The organism is Acinetobacter sp. ANC 5600, assembly GCF_002018395.1.
In the GTDB taxonomy this organism is placed as follows: domain Bacteria; phylum Pseudomonadota; class Gammaproteobacteria; order Pseudomonadales; family Moraxellaceae; genus Acinetobacter; species Acinetobacter amyesii.
The window spans coordinates 471,464-489,196 of record NZ_MVKW01000002.1; the positions used below are offsets into that span (position 1 = coordinate 471,464).

Below are 17,733 nucleotides of genomic sequence, written 5' to 3' on the forward strand. Positions count from 1 at the left end.
TGCGACATGAATAGTCAAACAAAAACAACTTCAATGACACCACATTCTTTTGATCACCAGCATCTCAACAATATGTTGGAACAGCAGAAACAAGCGTATTTACGTTACCCATTGCCTACAGCGAAGGAACGTATAGACCGTTTGGCTCGGCTTAAGCGTATCTTAGTTAAGTATCAAGATCAATTTGCTGATGCAATTAATCAAGACTATGGTAACCGTTCTATTGGTGAAACCAAGATTGGTGAGTTACTCACATGTCTTGAACACATTAAATATTATAGCAAGCATTTGACAGACTGGATGAAACCATCCAAACGCCATGTCGGAATTATTCACCAACCTGCAAAAGCATGGGTGCAATATCAACCACTTGGTGTCGTTGGCATTATTACGCCATGGAACTACCCACTGCTTCTTTCTATAGGCCCACTGATTTGTGCTTTGGCTGCGGGCAACCATGCCATGATCAAAATTTCGAGTGCCTCTGCGGTATTCGGTGATGTGCTCGAAAAAGCTCTCGCAGAAGCATTTCCTCAAGAATTGGTCGCAGTCGTCAATGGTGGTGGCCCAATTTCAGATGCGTTTAGTCACCTTGCCTTCGACAAAATGATTTTTACTGGCTCGACCAATGTCGGTAAAACTGTCATGGCGGCAGCGTCTGAAAACTTAGTTCCGGTGATTTTAGAATTAGGCGGAAAGTCACCTGTATTGGTTCATCCGTCTATTGACCTAGCAGATGTCGCACAGCGTCTTGCTGTTGGTAAACTTTGGAATGCAGGTCAAACTTGTGTTGCACCTGACTATGTGTTCTTACCTCGTGGTAAAACTGCTGAATTTTTAGATCACTATAAAGTGTGCGTTGAAGCTATGTACCCAAGTATTGCTCATAATCAGGACTACACCTCGATTATTAATGACAAGCAGTACAAGCGCCTACAAGGTTATTTAGAAGATGCACGTGATCAAGGCGCACAAATCATCAGTTTTAACCCACAAAATGAAAATGTGGACGCTGTACGTAAAATTGCACCGACTGTTTTAACGGGTGTCACTCCAGACATGCAAATTATGCAGCATGAAATCTTCGGTCCGATCCTTCCGATCATGGAATATGATCAAATTGACGAGGTTATTGCTTTTATTAATAGCCGTCCTCGTCCACTTGCTTTATACTATTTCGACTTTGATCAGGCACGTGCCGACTATGTCGCGACACGTACCCATTCAGGACATTTCGGACAAAACACGGTATTAACCCATGTGGCTCAAGATGACCTGCCTTTTGGCGGTGTGGGGGCTTCGGGTATGGGGAAATATCATGGTCCAGAAGGTTTCTTCAGTTTGTCGCATGAACGCTCGGTGATGTCGAATCCAAAACTCTATAGTTTGAAATTCATTCTTCCACCGTTCAATAAGCCGATCCACAAACTGATTTCGAAGACACTTCTTCGATAAACGATCAAGGCATGAACGATCACACTAGGTGATCGTTCGTTTTATGCAAAATCGCTTGTCTTTTAAGCGCATTTTTGATATAAAACGCCCCTTGAATGAATTCAATGTTTTTTTTGACTGGCCATACAGATTTGCTGTTGGCTAAATCAATGGAGTTACACCATGTCTAAGGTTTGCCAAGTTACCGGCAAGCGTCCAGTCGTTGGTAACAACGTCTCACACGCCAACAACAAAACTAAACGCCGGTTCGAGCCGAACCTGCATCACCACCGTTTTTGGTTAGAAAGCGAAAAACGTTTCGTACGTCTTCGTCTAACTACTAAAGGTATGCGTATTATCGACAAATTGGGCATCGAAAAGGTTGTTGCTGACCTACGTGCTCAAGGTCAAAAGATCTAAGGAGCTACGAACATGCGTGATAAAATTCGCCTAGTTTCTTCTGCTGGTACAGGTTATTTCTACACTACCACTAAGAACAAACGTACTATGCCGGAAAAAATGGAAATCAAAAAATTTGATCCAAAAATCCGTCAACACGTAATTTTCAAAGAAGCTAAAATCAAATAATTTTAGTTTTTTGAAAAAAACGACCTGCTTAGGTCGTTTTTTTTTGCATTTTTTTTATTCGAATTGCTAAACTTTCAAAATGCTTTTGGCACTTTTTGTGCTTGTCTTTTTTACCCTTAACTTAGGCTTAAGGAGTTTTTAGTGCCTCATGATGTAGAACTCATAATATTACTTGCTGTTGGCTTTGGTTTTGCCTTAATTTTTGGCTATATAGCTGCGCGCCTGCGACTTCCTCCCCTCATCGGCTATCTGATTGCCGGTATTATTATTAGCCCAAATACGCCTGGAGTAGTTGGTGACATCCATCTCGCTAACCAGTTGGCCGAACTCGGTGTCATGTTCCTGATGTTTGGCGTGGGTATGCACTTTTCACTCAATGATTTGATGCAAGTCCGTCGTATTGCTTTGCCCGGTGCCATTTTACAAATTGCAGTGGCGACCTTACTGGGTATGGGAATTTCCATGCTTTGGGGCTGGAGCATGGGCTCAGCCTTAGTGTTTGGCTTAAGTTTGTCGTGTGCAAGTACGGTGGTTCTCCTCAAGGCTCTCGGTGACCGAGGCTTACTTAATTCCGTGAATGGTAAAATTGCTGTAGGCTGGCTCTTGGTTGAAGATCTGGTCATGGTCTTGGTTCTGGTCTTACTCCCTGCCACAGCAGTATTGCTTGGTGGACAGCCACTCACAGAAAGTAGTGCAGATGAAAATATCTGGCTCACCCTTGGTATTACCTTACTCAAAGTTGCTGGCTTTATTGCCTTCATGCTGATCATTGGTAAACGTTTAGTGCCAATGATTATGCAAGTGGTTGCGCGCTTAGGCTCACGTGAATTATTCACGCTTACCGTGGTTGCAGCAGCTGTGTCTATTGCCTTTGGTGCCTACAAGGTATTTGGTGTATCCATGGCACTGGGCGCATTTTTTGCCGGTATGGTGGTCAAAGAGTCTGACTTTAGTCACCGTGCAGAAGAAGAAACCCTTCCGCTTCGTGAAATTTTTTCGATTTTGTTTTTCGTCTCCGTCGGCATGCTGTTTGATCCACGGATCTTGATTGAACAACCGCTTCACGTCTTAGCAGTAGTCGGCATTATCATGATTGGTAAGACCATCGCTGCAATGGCGTTGGTGTTGTTCTTCCGTTACCCCATCAATACCGCATTAACCGTTGGGGCGAGTTTGGCGCAGATTGGTGAGTTCTCATTTATTTTGGCGACCTTAGGTGTATCTCTAAATCTCCTTTCAATGGAAGGTCAAAATCTGATACTGGCAGGCGCTTTAATCTCGATTACGCTGAATTCATTTATATTTTCTGCAATCGAGCCTATGCAGCGACTCATCCGTGAGCGCTCGAATTTGGCCCGTTTACTGGAACGTAGTAGTGACCCATTGGCCATGTTGCCGGATGAGGTCTCACAGGATTATCTGCGTGATCAGGTGGTGCTGATTGGTCATGGTGAAGTCGGTCGTCGTATTACCCGCGAATTAATGAATGAAAACATTAAAGTGGTTATTGCTGAAGAAAACCGTGAAATCGTGGAAAACTTGCGGGAAAAAGGCATCGCTGCGGTATCCGGTGTAGCAACAGAACCTGGGGTTTTAATTCAGGCCCATATTCAACACGCACGCCTTTTGGTCATTTCACCTATGGATATTTTAGATATTCATAAAATTGTCGACATTGCCAAAATGCTGAATCCGTCTATCCAAGTATTGGTTTGTGCGGAAAGCAAAGAAGAAGCTGAAGTCATTCGTCGTGACAATGTCGGTGAGGTTTATTATGCCAAAGAGGAAATGGCGAAAAATATGAGCAATCATATTTTAAATCAAATCCAAATTGCGCATCACCAAACACCGACACACTAAATGCCTAAATAAAACGCTTAGGGGCAATACCAAAAAGGCGATGCATTTAAGCATCGCCTTTTTTTAATGGATATAATTCATTAATTTTAAAATTACAAATAATTGAATTTAAAAAACATATTGATAAAATAAGCATCAAACGAAGCATCATTTTTAAAAACTTCAAACAAGAAACGAGAAAAACATGTACATCCTCTATTTAGGCCTTGCTATTATTTTGATTGGCGGTCTGGGCTTTCTCATCGCTGCATTTAAAACCAGTATTTTATGGGGACTGGGCTGTCTATTGTTTTATCCCATTTCCATCGTCTTTCTGATTCTGTATTGGCAAGATGCCAAAAATCCTTTTTTCTTACAGCTCATCGGGGTCTTTATTGTATTTTTAGGTTCGATACTGATCTCACCTACTGAACTGGGCACAGTCTAAGTGCCATTTTGGATATAAAAAAACGCACCAAAAGGTGCGTTTTCATTATCATGATCCGCAAAGTCAGCAGCTATATGATTAGCTCATATATTTTGGCTTTTCATCAACCACTTCGGCATGCCATTCATCCACTTGTTTTTCTAACAGACCAAACAATGCAGCCTGAATCATTTGCTGAGCGATCACACTCATTTGATCGCCCAAAATATTGCGTAATTCTTCATTGAATTGGATAGTCACCAAAGGCTCTTTTTCTGAGCCTGCATTACGCAATGCCAACTCACCACCTTCCAATTGAACCAGCTCTAAAATTGCTTCCTGGTTCCCAAAGAGTTCTTTCAACTGTTCTATAGACATATATCCCTCCATGCGCAACATGGTGATAAAGGCATCTGCACTTTGTATTACTTAGATAATCTTATATCGGGTTAAATAAATTTATTTCAAGTAGCAATAGTCCGATTAGAACTCCACCATCTCGTTACGAAATCCATCAATTAATTGAGTTAGATCACGATGCCATTCACGCAAAATAGCGGTATCGGGCAACCATGCTTGTGGTGTTTGGGTAACTTTAATAATTAAATTTGAAGACGTTTCATCTTCTGGCTCCGGTGCAGACGGTTCAGGTGCATACTGACACATACGATGTGCGCGTTTCAGCTCCGCAATAAAGCCCTGGTTTGCCAATTGCTGCATAACAGTCACTTCAGGTGATACCTGACCTTTTTCAGCCATCAGCGTTTCAATCGACTTTAACGTGGGCGCAGGATCATTTAAACGATAGTAACGCACCAATTCTTGTAAAAACGCAAGTACTGCACCATGCAAATGAAAAACCGCTGCTTCGCGATAAGCCTGAGCTTGTTGAACATGATCGGTCTGCTCAGCTTGCTGACATGCAAGACGGCTAAAATATAACTTTTGATTGGTACGATCAGCATGAAAGCGAGCAACACGAGACATGAACAATTCCCTAAATTTTGGTGTTTTTCTACATGAATAAGCTTAAACGGATTTTTAGGAAATTCACAATAAATATTATGGATGATCGATTTCAATTAAATAAATGTCACGCTTGGCAGGAACAGGCATATCCCAATCAATCATCCTGATATTTTCCAGACGCCAAGCCCAGTACCCTGCTGCCCAATATGTCGCCTGCGCTTGCTCTACCTCTGTTTCAGTCCATGCATGAACGTCATATACATCGACCATCGCCACTGCACGTCCAATATCTTCATCTCCGCTTTCATGTAAGTAGCGTTGATTTTCCACGATCACTAAATCTTTTAAAGGCAAATGTTCGGGCTGCCATGAGCGGACTTCAAGCGTTTTAAGCCCACAAGCAATGTTCGAACCAGATGGCGCAACAATCGACAAAGCCGAGTAGCATTTTTTCATAGATCACCGATAAAAAAAGGAGCGTTACGCTCCTTTTTGAATTTATGCTTTAGGCTTATCTTCAGCCGCTTTTACGCGAATACCCGCACCTTTGACTTTCAAAGTATTCAGGCCTTTAATCGCTTTTACAGCTTCACGACCATTTGGCATTTCGACAAAACCAAACCCTTTCGATTTACCTGTGCTTGCATCCATAACAACAACAGCAGACTCTACTGCGCCAAATGGTTTAAACAGTTCAACCAATTCTGCTTCAGTAACTGAACGCTCTAAGTTACGTACTAAAATTTTCATTCAATCTTCCAAATAGACAGCATCATCAAAAAGCATTTGTCTATTTTGCTTTTTAACTTGCGTGTAAATCACGTCAAAAATCTATTTTAATCGATTTTCTTTCGATTAACGCACTTTTTACGGTTTGCTGACGGGTTTTATAATGTGTTTCCAAACTACATAGGTTTCGAGTTAAATCATTCATAAAGTAACTTTCTACTTTACGCCCTTGCTCATCGACAGTTTCACGCGCCCAGTGGTTCAAGTTTTGCTTAGTCAAAATCAATTCATTTTGCGCACGTGTCAGCGCCACATATAACACCCGACGTTCTTCTTCCACTTCATCGAAATTACCTTGGGCACGTGCATGCGGATATTGCCCTGGTGTGACATTCGCCACATAACAGACTTTTTGCTCCGTTCCTTTTGCCGAATGAATGGTAATTAAAGTCACGACATCATTGTCAGATTGCCGTTCAATTTCAGAAATAGACACAGGATCGAGCACATACTCTTCAAGAAATTCACTGAGCTGTGTATGCTTTGATGCCAGTTGTTTCACCAAATCAAAATCCCCGACACGGCGGTTCCAATCTTTTTTATAGTTTTCTTCCAGCTGCTCAGAAATCGCTTGAACAGCCAAGCTTACACATTCTTTGACTTGATCTTTCAACACCGACATTTGCTTCATCATCAGAATCGCTTGATCAGGTACTTTGCCAAACTTTTCCAACTTGGTTGCAATGGCTTGCATTTCTGGCTCGAGTAAAATCTGCTGCGATAACTTACTCGCACCTACATCACCCACACCATTCCACAAGGTTAAAAAGCGCATCCATGCAATATCATCTAAAGGATTGGCCACTACACGCAATACACTGAGTAAGTCTTTTACATGGGCTGTTTCAAGTAATTTCATGCCGCCAATAAAGCGATACGGCACGTTTGCGGCAATACAGGCCGCTTCAATATGACGAGCAGCAAAGCTTGAACGCACAAGCACCATATGATCCGACCATTTGCTGCCTTCGAGGTAATGACGCTCTTTAATATCAATGGCAATCCATTTGGCTTCATCAAACTCATTCGGGAAAATATGCATTTTCGGCTTAATCCCTTCACCACGATAGGCATCTAGGCGTTTGTCATATTTAATTTCACTTTCATCCAACAACCAATTCGACAGATCTAAAATTTCTTGGGTTGAACGATAATTTTTTTCGAGTTTGAAAATCTGTGCGTCGGGTACACGCTCTTTGAAATGATGAATATTTTCAAAGTCTGCACCACGGAAGCCGTAAATGGACTGTGCATCATCGCCAACACAGAACAAGCTGACACGTTCTTTTAATGGCTCAAGTAACGCCCATTGCAGAGGATTGGTATCCTGCATTTCATCGACCAACATGTGGCGGCAAATCGAAGCCACATAATCGACCAGTCCATCTGATTCCGCCAAGGCTTTCGCCACAATCGCCAAGATATCGTCATAATCTAAAAAACTACGCGCACGTTTACGAGCTTCGTATTCTTTCATGATATCCGCGATTTGATCTTTTAAAGCAAAGTACTCAGGCATTTGCTTTTCCATGGCAATGCTAAGTTTTTGACGCGTATTCCGCGCAAAAGAATATAGGTCACAGAGTTCTTTTGGCTTGGGCAAGTGATTGGGGTTTTTCTTATCATCACGGCCACGAATCAGGCGGAACATCATGAGTTGATCATCACGATCAATAATCGAAAACTGCTCTAGGCCAAAGGCTTTTGGAATGCGGCGCAATAGGTACATACAAAAGGTATGAAAGGTTGATGCACGTAGCCCTTTAGCTTGCTCACCCAGAGCCAACTCCACACGAGCGACAATTTCACTGGCCGCACGGCGAGTAAAAGTCAAAATTTGAATTTGATTGGCAGGCACGCCTTGATCAATTAAATAAGCTGCACGCGCCACGATGGTTTTGGTTTTACCACAACCTGCTCCCGCCAAAACCAAGCTATGCTGTGCTTCTGTTGTTGCGGCTTGTTTTTGTTGAGGATTTAATTCATCAATCAGGTTGGCTAAACTCATGGTGTCTCATCGTGCTATGTGAGTTGGTAGTTTAACAGAGCTACCCTAAATTCACAGCGTAGACGACTACAAAGTGACTCAACTTGACGCGGAAACACATCGCTTTAACCATGACTATTCATTTAAAATTTTCATTGTTTATACAGTAAAAAATCAGTAGATTTACAATTCAATATCATTAGAAAAACAAAAACCTATTTAAAACCATAGGCTTATAACTTTAGAAAATAATCATCTCTAGGAATCATGACATGTTCAATAGATTTTCACAGCTTTCTCTGTTGGTACTGAGTAGTAGTTTTTTTCCATGTCCAAGTATTCAAGCTGCAGATAAACTTAGCCCATGACACCTAGTGAGTGCCAAAAAGATTTTAACTTTAGCTCTAAATTTATACTCAAAAATGATGCGGGTATTCGAGCAAAAAACTGGGACAACTATCCAGAAAATATTCAAAAGGACATAAATGAGCAAAACGCTAAAATTACACAAGTAAATTCGGTCGATGCCTGTAAAGAAATCACCAATCACTTTCTGAAATCTATCCGTAAAGGCCATCTGAGCTTAGGCCGAAAAACCATATCAGAAGCCGTCACAGAGAGTTCAACAATACAATCAAGCAATCTCGTGACCACGCAAAAATTATCTGAGCAGACAACCTTAATTACCATCCCAACTTTTGCTCTGTCTGTTCAAGATCAACTTGAAAAGATCATTCAAGACAATCAAAACCAAGTGTTAGACGCACGTTATTTAATTCTTGATCTACGCAAAAACTCAGGCGGATTTGATACATCAGCACAACCCCTTTATCCACTTTTGGGAGCAGCTGAGTATTGGTTTGAAATACCCCAAATTTATGCATCTACAGAAAATATTCAATCATGGAAAGAAACAGCCAAAACCTTACCTGATGGGGAAATCAAGGTAGAATTTAATCGTATGATTGCTAAACTTGAAAGCAATAAAAATAGCTGGGTTGGGATGACGAAGCAGAAAGAGGAAAAATATGTGATCGCCCATTCAGACGTCAAAGCTACGCCCAAAAAAGTTGTTATTCTGTCAGATGAAGAATGCGGTAGTTCGTGTGAAATGTTTATTTTAACCGCACGTCAAAATCCGAATGTTTTAGTCATGGGGCGTAACACTTATGGTGCTTTAGATGCATCGAATATTCGAACCATCAAAACGCCATCTCAACAATTCACACTGTATTATGCAACCACATTTATCCACCGCCGTACGGGGCAGCAAATTGACGACATTGGTATTGCACCTAATATTCGCCTCCCTAAACCGCAAAATCCAACTGAGTACGATGCAGAAGTCACATTGGCACAGCACTATTTAGAAAATCGCTTATAGAAGTAACACTTTTCAGAACCGATCCATCTTAAGAGGAGTAGGTTCTGATCTTTTACATATAGAATTGATGAGATCTGTACAACTTTTTTCTAAGTATGTTTCGGCATTTTTTAATGCATCTTCCAACTTACAATCTGGTGGATTAATCCCAACAATCTGTGTGAAACCTAAATCATAAAGTTCTGTTATTTCCTCACCCACTAGACCAGCAAAGGCGATCACGGGTTTATTAAACTTTTTTGCAACCTGCGCCACACCAAATGGTGTTTTACCTAACTTGGTTTGATGATCAATTTTCCCTTCACCTGTCAGCACATAATCTGCCTGAGCTATTTTTTCCTTCAACTGAGTTTGTTCAATAACCAATTCCACACCTGATTGCATCGATGCACCTGCAAAAGCCATCAACCCAAAACCTAATCCACCTGCAGCACCTGCACCTGCTACATCACGTAAAGTACAACCCAGTGTCGCTTCAACCACATCGGCATAATGACTGAGGTTCTGATCTAACTGACGCACCATCTCCTGCGTTGCACCTTTTTGCGGGCTAAAGATATGGGATGCACCATTTTCACCACATAGTGGATTAATGACGTCGCTGGCAATGATAATTTCTGTATGCGCTAAACGTGAGTCAAGCTGCGTCAAATCAATACTGTTAATTTGATCAAGACAACCACCACAAACTGCTATTTCCAAGCCATTTTCATCTAAAAATTGTGCCCCCAAGGCCTGCGCCATACCTGCACCGCCATCATTGGTCACACTCCCGCCCAAGCCAATGATAATTTTACTTACTCCGAAGTCTAGAGCAGCCTGGATCATTTCGCCCGTACCATTAGTTGACGTCAGTAAAGGATTTCGCTGAGCAATATCGACAAGATGAATACCATTAGCTTTTGCCATTTCAATCACTGCGGTTTTCCCACCGTCGATCAAACCGAAATACGTCGTCACACGTTGATTGGGCAAAGGACCTGTAAGCGCTATCGTCACTTTTTGGCCGTCGCAAGCACTGAGTAACGCATCTACAGTTCCCTCACCGCCATCTGCCATTGGCACAGCGATGACATTGGCGTCAGGTATGAGCTTTAAAATTGCACGCTGCATCGCGTCACAGGCTTGTTGAGCACTCATACTTTCTTTAAATGAATCGGGCGCAAGAACAAAAGTGGTCATCTAAATGCTCAAAATAAAACTTGTCCTCAACCATAACGGTTTTAAAATAGCAGGTATATCTAAAAACATCAGAAAGGTTCGAAATGTCACGAATCAACCTAGGTCAATCTGCACCTGAGCTATATAAAAAAGTCGCAGAACTTGATGCACTGGCAATGCAAAAAATAAATGAGGCTGGCCTAAGTGAAGGATTAGCTCATTTACTCAAATTACGTGCATCCCAAATCAACGAATGTGCGTTCTGTATTCGTATGCATGCACAAGATGCAATGAAAACAGGTGAAAGCATTGAACGTATTAGCCTACTCAATGCATGGCGTGAAACTGCGTACTACGATGAAAAAGAACGTGCTGCTTTAAGCTTGATCGAAGCGATTACATTGATTGCCGAAGGCCAAGTTCCCGATGCCGTCTATGAAGATGCCCTACCATTTTTAACTGATGATCAAATCAGTGCGATTGAATGGCTCGCGATTGTCATTAACACATGGAACCGTATCGCCATTAGTAGCCGCTATAGCGTGAAACCTTAACGGGTTGTACACATTAAAAGTGAATAAAAAAAGAGTGCCTCAGCACTCTTTTTTTATTTATCGGAGACGCAAGCAACTTACTGCTCTGCCGAGCTTTTCGGCACTTCACGTCGAATATAAGATGCCAAAGTAAGGTAGTTGACCCCTTGGAATAAAATATCAACCGCCAAGAATAATCCTAATACCCAAAATGGCGCATCAGGCGAAATCAAAATGATCACCCCCGTAATCAAGGTCAATAGCCCTGAAAATAGTGTCCATCCCCAACCTTGAAATGCTCGAAATAGCACAGCATTAAATATACGAATGACCCCTGCAATGATCAAAATAATCGCCAACAAATTGGTCAGGACAATGGCCGTTTTGACAGGCGTTGTAAATGCATAATAGCCTGCGACCAAATACAACACACCAAATAGTGCCCAGAACCAGCGGTAGCCGCCTTCAAAAATTTTAAATGCTGCGATGAAGTGAATTACGCCACCTAACATCATCAGCAAACCAAAAATATAAATCACCGTAAGTGTCGCAAATGGCAAGGCTACCAAAAGGACCAATCCGAAGACCACCAATAAAGCACCTAAACCGAGATACCACTTACGGTTTTCATGGAGCTGACTGCGAATTAAATCGTTGCCTACTGTTCTCATGTTTTTTCTCAAATTATTCGTTATTCAATGGATTATGCAACTTCATGATGAAGAAAAATAAAAGAAAAGTCCAAATCTTATCCACACTGCTGACTTAGACTGTGGATAAGATAGGTTTTATCCACATTATTTTTTCCATCCCACTTCAATCGCTGTGACGTCATTCACCACAGTATCAGCTAAATCTTCAGGCATTTTACTTTGCGTCTGTGAGGTAGGAATATGCCCAGCCATCAGTTCAGCTTTGCTTTGTGGAAACAAAGGCTGCCGTTGGGGTTCTGCATAACCGACAGGGAAGATAGGCTGACCTGTAGCCAAATCATACTTATCAGTTGCACCAAAAGCGTGTAATAACTCATGTGCTAAAACGATTTTATTCTGCGCTGTCTGTTTATTCGATGCAAATAAATTCACCGATCCAATTCGACCATTTTCCAAGGCTGTGGAATGTTTAAGTTCTTTGGTTTGGTTCGGATCGTAATAATTTAGAAAGAGAGTGACACTCGAAACACCATCTACATTTTCATGCTGCTGCCAAGCATAGTAGCGGAATTTCAAACTCCATAAGATAACGTCCAACATACCGGCGTCATTGGGTACTTTGGGAGGTAAAACTTTCAGCTCGCGACCTAACTTAAAATACACATAAGTCGGTTGCCCTCGATATTTCTGTGCTGTCGCTTGTAAATATTGTTGAACATCGTTTAAATCATTGACAGAGAGCTGCTGTATATAAGCTTGTGTGCTCTCTCGACCATCTGCATTAATTGGATGTAACAATACAAAGATCGGTTTACTCCAGTCTTGGTTTTTGTCTTTATAGGCATTGACTGCGACAACCAATAAAATCAGCAATAAGCACAGTACCCGAATTTTTTCCACATTTTAAATCGTACTCTGCTTTTTTATCTTTCTTAAATACATTTGACTCATTTCTATTTTTGTTTCAAACAAATTTAGCGTTTTAATTAGTCCAGATAATTTTGCTCGACCGTAGTTTCTAGAATCAAAGTCAGGTTTGACTGCGCTGATATATTGCCCAACCATACTTAAATTGGCCCATCCATTTTCATCCGCATTATCTTTCACAGCTTTATAAATCAAATTTAAAGTGGGTTTATCAATGATTTCAGTGATTGTATTCTCTTTAATCTGCACAGATGGCTTTGGTTCACTTACTTTTGTATTTTCAATGACTTCTTTAATTGGTGAAACAATAAGATCTTCTTCAGTATTTTTTAGCTCATTATCTTGCAGTAAGTTTTCAACATAAATAAATTTATCACATGCTTTTTTAAATGCCTCTGGCGTCGACTTTTTTCCAAAACCGTAAACACTTAGCCCATTTTCACGAATTCTAGATGCTAAAGGGGTAAAATCACTGTCGCTTGAAACAATACAAAAGCCATCCAATGCACCTGCGTACAGCAAATCCATCGCATCAATGATCAAAATCATATCCGTTGCATCTTTGCCCTTTGTGTAAGCAAACTGCTGAACAGGTGTGATTGCATGAGGAAGTAAGACTTCACGCCAATTTTTTAAGGTTTCGCTGCTCCAATCTCCATAAACTCGTTTAACACTTGCGATTCCATATTTTGCAACCTCTTCCAACACAGATGGAATAGCATTGGTCGATGAGTTATCCGCATCTATGAGTACAGCAAACTTTTTCGTTTGAATTTCCACTATTCCCCCAATCATTTTTATCATTTAAATTTTGATTAATTCTGACATAAAAAATGCCGACCGAAGTCAGCATTTTATTGATTTTAAAGCTTAAGCCTCAACCCACTTACCGTCTTGGTACACCAAAGACCATTTGGTTTGTTTTCCTTCAGCATTTTCAGAACCAATATATTGCGCTTGGTTCTTACGGCTGAATTTCACCAATGTTGGGTTTCCTTCAGGATCGACATCCGGCGCTTGCAAGATGAACTGATATTTTGCATCCAACTGATCTGCGACAGAACGTAGTTCAGCCACTTTCGGTGCACGAGTTTCACGTACTTTCGGGAACTTACTTGCAGCTAAGAATAAACCTGCTGCGCCATCACGAAGGACAAAGAAGTCATCATGTTTTGTTGAACGTAAGTGCTCCATTTTAATTGGATCTACACGTGGAGGTGCAGGCTGACCGCTCTTCAACACTTTACGTGTATTGTCACAGCTATTACATGCAAAGTAAGGACCGAAACGGCCTGTCTTCAATTGCATTTCGCCATCACATTTGTCGCACGGAATGGTTGGGCCATCATACCCTTTGATTTTGAACTCACCTTCTTCAAGCTCAAAACCAGCACAGTCCGGGTTATTACCACAGATATGCAACTTACGGCCGCCATCAATCACATAGCTGTCCATGGCTGTTTCACAGATTGGACAGCGTTTTTTCGACATTAAATCTGCTGTTTCTGCCGAGTCATCGTCAGACAGTGCAGCCAATGATTCTACAGGTGTCAGGTTTAAAGTTCCCTTACAACGCTCTTTAGGTGGTAAGTTATAACCCGAACAACCTAAGAATACGCCTGTTGTACCTGTACGAATCTGCATTGGACGGTCACATTCTTTACAGTGCACCGCATCCACTTCTACAGGTAAATTACGGCGCATGCCATTTTCACCCTGAGCTGTGGTTAAGCGTGTTTTAAAATCACCGTAGAAGCTATTGAGTAACTCTTTCCAGTTACGATCACCATCCGCGACTTTATCTAGCTGACCTTCAAGATCTGCCGTGAATGCATAGTTCATCAAGTTATTGAAGTTTTCATCGAGACGATCTGTCACGATTTCACCCATTTTCTCAGCGAACAAACGACGGTTATCAAGCTTCACATAACCACGGTCTTGAATAGTTGAGATAATCGCAGCATACGTCGATGGACGACCAATCCCTTTTTTCTCAAGCTCTTTGACCAAAGATGCTTCAGTGAAGCGCGCAGGTGGTTTAGTAAAGTGTTGCGATGGATCTAATTTTTCAAGTTTCAGTACTTCACCGACTTTTACAGCAGGTAACAGTACATCATCATCCGATTTGTTTTGACCACGAACTTTGGTGAAACCATCGAATACCAAGGTACGACCTTTGGCTTTGAGTTCTACACCATTGGCATTGACTAAAATAGTCGATGATAAATATTCCGCTGGTGTCATCTGACATGCCACAAACTGACGCCAGATCAGGTCATAAAGACGCTGCGCATCACGCTCAACACCCACCAAACTATCGCCTTTTAGCGCCACATTTGATGGACGAATCGCTTCATGGGCTTCTTGCGCACCAGCTTTATTGCCGTAGCGATTTGGTTTAGCCGGTAAATATTTTTGACCAAACTCAGTTTCAATATGACCACGAACCATATTTACAGCGTCATCACTCAAGAATGTTGAGTCTGTACGCATATAAGTAATAAAGCCGGCTTCATATAAGCGCTGTGCCAACATCATGGTTTTCTTCACAGAAAAACCTAAACGTGTACTCGCTGCTTGTTGCAATGTAGACGTGATGTAAGGCGCGCTTGGATTAACCTTAGTTGGTTTGTCTTCACGTGCTGAAACTGTGTAGTCGGCATCTTTAATCAAGTTCAGTAAAGCATCCGTTTCAGCTTTATTGTGCAGTTTTAAAGTCTTGCCATTTTGCTTCACCGCTTCTAAACGGATATCGTCTTTCTTCGACTTGGTATCTGCAAAAACTTGCCAAAATTCTTCTGGAACGAAGGCACGAATTTCACGTTCACGCTCAACCACAAGTTTAACAGCCACAGATTGCACACGACCTGCTGATAAACCACGGGCGATTTTTTCCCATAAGAGTGGCGAGATCATAAAGCCCACAATACGGTCGAGGAAACGACGGGCTTGTTGAGCATTGACTTTATCTGTATCGAGGCGAGAAGGATGTTTAAACGCTTCTTGGATGGCATTTTTGGTAATTTCGTTGAACACTACACGTTGATAACGTGAGTCGTCACCGCCAATGACTTCTTTTAAATGCCAAGCAATTGCTTCTCCTTCCCTATCCATATCCGTTGCGAGATAGACCTCGTCAACTTGCGATGCAAGCTTTTTCAGTTCCGCAACAACATGTTCTTTACCCGGTAGGACTTCGTACTGTGCCTTCCAGTCATTTTCAGGGTCTACACCCATACGATTAACCAAAGCTTTTTGTGCTTTTTTGGCTTTTTCAGCTTCAGTTAATTTTGCACGAGTTACTGGCTTTTTCTCTGCTGTTTTACTCGAGCCGCCTGTAGGTAAATCACGGACATGACCCACCGATGATTTCACGATGTAATCAGAGCCCAAATATTTATTGATTGTTTTCGCTTTTGCAGGCGATTCCACAATCACTAACGCACGCTTTTTCCCAGCATCGGCAGATTTTGCTGTGGTACTTTTAGATGTGGACCGAGGAGCGTTCGCCATAGTTAACCATCATTCCTGTTTAATAGGTTTTTTAAAATTTAAAGTTCAGCCAATGAATGTAAAAATGCTTTCATATCATCAAGCTGTGTGGCTCTTAAGTCAGATTCTTCGTTCCAATAGAGTCCTACACAGTTTGCCTGCATATCAATAGCATAAATGCCCTTTAATGTAATGGCTAAATCCTTGAACTTGTCATCACCATGTACCAGTTCAAGTTTGTCATCGACCACTAAAGCACGCATTAAAGGCAAACGCGCATCTGGAATCAGCACACTGTAATACGCCACCATACTGGCACGCTTTTCAGATGCCATTGGAATCTTGGTCCAAGCAGGTGCAGCCACTAAACGTGGGTGCAGCCCCATCTTACGCGCCTTCTCGCGCATAATGCCCAAGGCTTTTTCTCTAGGATTTACTCGAAGTCCAAAAATCGACCCAAGTACAAAGACCACAATAAAAACGGTAACCCAGATTCCAGTATTTTCCATAGCACAACCTTTATATTCCTTTATTAGAGTTGCATAAGCGCAATATAAAACGCAAGCATGCTTAATGAATAATATTAGTTAGCAATATCGGGTTATAACTAACTTGCCGTTTACTATTAACCTCTATCAATCTATATTTCCTCAATAATTCTAATGAGTTAATAACATCATCTTCAGGCAAACATCTCTTTAAAATACTAGTAAAACCACTTAAAGATTTAGGAGGAGTATGGTTATTTACATCCATATGAGCGAGTAATTTATTTCTTATCTCAATCAATTTTTGCTCAATAGTTTCAGCAGTTTCAGCAGTTTCAGCAGTTTCAGCAGTTTCAGCAGTTTCAGCAGTTTCAGCAGTTTCAGCAGTTTCAGCAGTTTCAGCAGTTTCAGCAGTTTGTTTATTTGATTTCAAAAACTTCTGCAAACTTGGATCTTGATAAAATATTTTACTATTATCCAAGCGGATAATTTTGTGTTTTTTTAATAACTCAACTAAAACCTTGGCAACATCATCACTCACTTTAAGTATAGCTTTAAGTGAGTTTAATAAACTTTCTAACTTTGCAGGTCTAGCTGCATTTTTTGTTAAATATTCACAATATTGAAAAATTAGCTCACCCACATTTTGCTCAGCTTTCACTTCGTTAATTACATGAGCAGAAACTAGCGGCTTTTCATGAATAATTTTAGCTTCAAATTTAGCTATTTTTAATAAATCAACAACATACCCCATGGAATGATCATTAGACATAACATCAAAACTAAATTCCTTAGCCGAAACTTGTGTAGAAAGTTGGCCTGCAATAAATGTTAGTCCAAAATCAGCTGCATCCTTCCCAATCTTTGGCATTTTTAATACTTTTAGTTTGCCATTCATAATAAATGGAGAGAGCTTAACCAAACCATCCAAGCTAAAACTTATTGGAGACTTGGCGTAAACTAAATAAATAGATGAGTATTGCTTTAAATAAGTTAGCAACTCATTTTCAGTTTTATGCAAATTTTCAATATCAAGTAATAATATTTTTTTCATAGCTCACC

Annotated in this window: 19 protein-coding genes; 7 read left to right on the forward strand and 12 right to left on the reverse strand. The window is 41.1% G+C overall.

What is annotated here, in order from left to right:
* Positions 1–6 precede the first annotated feature (6 nt).
* The 5 genes from B1201_RS06055 (at position 7) to B1201_RS06075 (ending at position 4,309) form a co-directional block, all read left to right on the forward strand.
* A complete protein-coding gene (locus B1201_RS06055) occupies positions 7–1,455 on the forward strand; it encodes a coniferyl aldehyde dehydrogenase (protein ID WP_078192729.1) in 1,449 nt (482 codons plus the stop codon).
* Positions 1,456–1,617: 162 nt separating this feature from the next.
* The gene (gene rpmB, locus B1201_RS06060; RefSeq protein ID WP_000048256.1) at positions 1,618–1,854 is read left to right on the forward strand and encodes a 50S ribosomal protein L28; all 237 of its coding nucleotides are present in this window, start codon (positions 1,618–1,620) and stop codon (positions 1,852–1,854) included.
* Positions 1,855–1,866: 12 nt separating this feature from the next.
* Complete coding sequence (rpmG, locus tag B1201_RS06065) at positions 1,867–2,022, forward strand: 50S ribosomal protein L33 (protein WP_001205031.1); 156 nt, start codon at positions 1,867–1,869, stop codon at positions 2,020–2,022.
* Positions 2,023–2,163: 141 nt separating this feature from the next.
* Positions 2,164–3,882 (forward strand): cation:proton antiporter, encoded by a 1,719-nt coding sequence (locus B1201_RS06070; RefSeq protein ID WP_078192730.1) that lies wholly within the window; start codon positions 2,164–2,166, stop codon positions 3,880–3,882.
* A 184-nt stretch (positions 3,883–4,066) separates the two neighbouring features.
* The gene (locus tag B1201_RS06075; protein WP_078192731.1) at positions 4,067–4,309 is read left to right on the forward strand and encodes a hypothetical protein; all 243 of its coding nucleotides are present in this window, start codon (positions 4,067–4,069) and stop codon (positions 4,307–4,309) included.
* Between the two features lie 78 nt (positions 4,310–4,387).
* Here B1201_RS06075 and B1201_RS06080 read toward each other — a convergent pair whose 3' ends face one another.
* The 5 genes from B1201_RS06080 to B1201_RS06100 all read right to left on the reverse strand — a co-directional run bounded on the left by B1201_RS06080 (position 4,388) and on the right by B1201_RS06100 (position 8,054).
* The gene (locus B1201_RS06080) at positions 4,388–4,666 is read right to left on the reverse strand and encodes a hypothetical protein (protein ID WP_078192732.1); all 279 of its coding nucleotides are present in this window, start codon (positions 4,664–4,666) and stop codon (positions 4,388–4,390) included.
* Positions 4,667–4,771: 105 nt separating this feature from the next.
* Positions 4,772–5,275 (reverse strand): DUF6586 family protein, encoded by a 504-nt coding sequence (locus tag B1201_RS06085; RefSeq protein WP_078192733.1) that lies wholly within the window; start codon positions 5,273–5,275, stop codon positions 4,772–4,774.
* Positions 5,276–5,350: 75 nt separating this feature from the next.
* On the reverse strand, positions 5,351–5,713 hold the full coding sequence (locus tag B1201_RS06090) for an ASCH domain-containing protein (RefSeq protein WP_078192734.1): 363 nt from the start codon (positions 5,711–5,713) through the stop codon (positions 5,351–5,353).
* Positions 5,714–5,755: 42 nt separating this feature from the next.
* Entirely contained in the window at positions 5,756–6,007 is a 252-nt protein-coding gene (locus tag B1201_RS06095) for an RNA recognition motif domain-containing protein (RefSeq protein ID WP_078189697.1), read from the reverse strand.
* Between the two features lie 73 nt (positions 6,008–6,080).
* Positions 6,081–8,054 (reverse strand): ATP-dependent helicase, encoded by a 1,974-nt coding sequence (locus B1201_RS06100; RefSeq protein WP_078192735.1) that lies wholly within the window; start codon positions 8,052–8,054, stop codon positions 6,081–6,083.
* Positions 8,055–8,397: 343 nt separating this feature from the next.
* Between B1201_RS06100 and B1201_RS06105 the strand changes: the two genes are divergently transcribed.
* Positions 8,398–9,417 carry a S41 family peptidase gene (locus B1201_RS06105; RefSeq protein ID WP_228144754.1) on the forward strand — a complete coding sequence of 340 codons (1,020 nt, stop codon included), beginning with the start codon at positions 8,398–8,400 and terminating at the stop codon, positions 9,415–9,417.
* Between the two features lie 12 nt (positions 9,418–9,429).
* Here B1201_RS06105 and B1201_RS06110 read toward each other — a convergent pair whose 3' ends face one another.
* Positions 9,430–10,599: a glycerate kinase gene (locus tag B1201_RS06110; RefSeq protein ID WP_078192736.1), complete on the reverse strand. Its 1,170-nt coding sequence runs from the start codon at positions 10,597–10,599 to the stop codon at positions 9,430–9,432.
* Positions 10,600–10,682: 83 nt separating this feature from the next.
* On the opposite strand from B1201_RS06110, the gene B1201_RS06115 reads away from it, so the two are divergent.
* Positions 10,683–11,132: a carboxymuconolactone decarboxylase family protein gene (locus tag B1201_RS06115; protein WP_078192737.1), complete on the forward strand. Its 450-nt coding sequence runs from the start codon at positions 10,683–10,685 to the stop codon at positions 11,130–11,132.
* A gap of 77 nt (positions 11,133–11,209) precedes the next feature.
* Here B1201_RS06115 and B1201_RS06120 read toward each other — a convergent pair whose 3' ends face one another.
* The 6 genes from B1201_RS06120 to B1201_RS06145 form a co-directional block, all read right to left on the reverse strand.
* A complete protein-coding gene (locus B1201_RS06120; RefSeq protein WP_078192738.1) occupies positions 11,210–11,782 on the reverse strand; it encodes an HdeD family acid-resistance protein in 573 nt (190 codons plus the stop codon).
* Between the two features lie 126 nt (positions 11,783–11,908).
* Positions 11,909–12,664, reverse strand: a complete 756-nt coding sequence (locus B1201_RS06125; RefSeq protein WP_078192739.1) for a hypothetical protein — start codon at positions 12,662–12,664, stop codon at positions 11,909–11,911.
* A gap of 3 nt (positions 12,665–12,667) precedes the next feature.
* Positions 12,668–13,471, reverse strand: coding sequence for an NYN domain-containing protein (locus B1201_RS06130; protein ID WP_078192740.1), 804 nt, complete (start codon positions 13,469–13,471; stop codon positions 12,668–12,670).
* A 90-nt stretch (positions 13,472–13,561) separates the two neighbouring features.
* On the reverse strand, positions 13,562–16,204 hold the full coding sequence (topA, locus tag B1201_RS06135) for a type I DNA topoisomerase (RefSeq protein WP_078192741.1): 2,643 nt from the start codon (positions 16,202–16,204) through the stop codon (positions 13,562–13,564).
* Positions 16,205–16,242: 38 nt separating this feature from the next.
* Positions 16,243–16,692, reverse strand: a complete 450-nt coding sequence (locus B1201_RS06140) for a hypothetical protein (protein WP_078189705.1) — start codon at positions 16,690–16,692, stop codon at positions 16,243–16,245.
* Between the two features lie 61 nt (positions 16,693–16,753).
* Complete coding sequence (locus tag B1201_RS06145; protein ID WP_078192742.1) at positions 16,754–17,725, reverse strand: PIN domain-containing protein; 972 nt, start codon at positions 17,723–17,725, stop codon at positions 16,754–16,756.
* Between the last annotated feature and the right edge of the window lie 8 nt (positions 17,726–17,733).

Excerpts from the sequence above, each read along its gene's own strand:
- B1201_RS06055 (WP_078192729.1), top strand. The coding sequence starts at position 7 with ATGAATAGTCAAACAAAAACAACTTCAATGACACCACATTCTTTTGAT.
- B1201_RS06115 (WP_078192737.1), top strand. The coding sequence starts at position 10,683 with ATGTCACGAATCAACCTAGGTCAATCTGCACCTGAGCTATATAAAAAA.
- rpmG (WP_001205031.1), top strand. The coding sequence starts at position 1,867 with ATGCGTGATAAAATTCGCCTAGTTTCTTCTGCTGGTACAGGTTATTTC.
- B1201_RS06095 (WP_078189697.1), bottom strand. The coding sequence starts at position 6,007 with ATGAAAATTTTAGTACGTAACTTAGAGCGTTCAGTTACTGAAGCAGAA.
- B1201_RS06110 (WP_078192736.1), bottom strand. The coding sequence starts at position 10,599 with ATGACCACTTTTGTTCTTGCGCCCGATTCATTTAAAGAAAGTATGAGT.
- B1201_RS06105 (WP_228144754.1), top strand. The coding sequence starts at position 8,398 with ATGACACCTAGTGAGTGCCAAAAAGATTTTAACTTTAGCTCTAAATTT.
- B1201_RS06120 (WP_078192738.1), bottom strand. The coding sequence starts at position 11,782 with ATGAGAACAGTAGGCAACGATTTAATTCGCAGTCAGCTCCATGAAAAC.
- rpmB (WP_000048256.1), top strand. The coding sequence starts at position 1,618 with ATGTCTAAGGTTTGCCAAGTTACCGGCAAGCGTCCAGTCGTTGGTAAC.
- B1201_RS06140 (WP_078189705.1), bottom strand. The coding sequence starts at position 16,692 with ATGGAAAATACTGGAATCTGGGTTACCGTTTTTATTGTGGTCTTTGTA.
- B1201_RS06100 (WP_078192735.1), bottom strand. The coding sequence starts at position 8,054 with ATGAGTTTAGCCAACCTGATTGATGAATTAAATCCTCAACAAAAACAA.
- B1201_RS06085 (WP_078192733.1), bottom strand. The coding sequence starts at position 5,275 with ATGTCTCGTGTTGCTCGCTTTCATGCTGATCGTACCAATCAAAAGTTA.
- topA (WP_078192741.1), bottom strand. The coding sequence starts at position 16,204 with ATGGCGAACGCTCCTCGGTCCACATCTAAAAGTACCACAGCAAAATCT.
- B1201_RS06080 (WP_078192732.1), bottom strand. The coding sequence starts at position 4,666 with ATGTCTATAGAACAGTTGAAAGAACTCTTTGGGAACCAGGAAGCAATT.
- B1201_RS06075 (WP_078192731.1), top strand. The coding sequence starts at position 4,067 with ATGTACATCCTCTATTTAGGCCTTGCTATTATTTTGATTGGCGGTCTG.
- B1201_RS06145 (WP_078192742.1), bottom strand. The coding sequence starts at position 17,725 with ATGAAAAAAATATTATTACTTGATATTGAAAATTTGCATAAAACTGAA.
- B1201_RS06090 (WP_078192734.1), bottom strand. The coding sequence starts at position 5,713 with ATGAAAAAATGCTACTCGGCTTTGTCGATTGTTGCGCCATCTGGTTCG.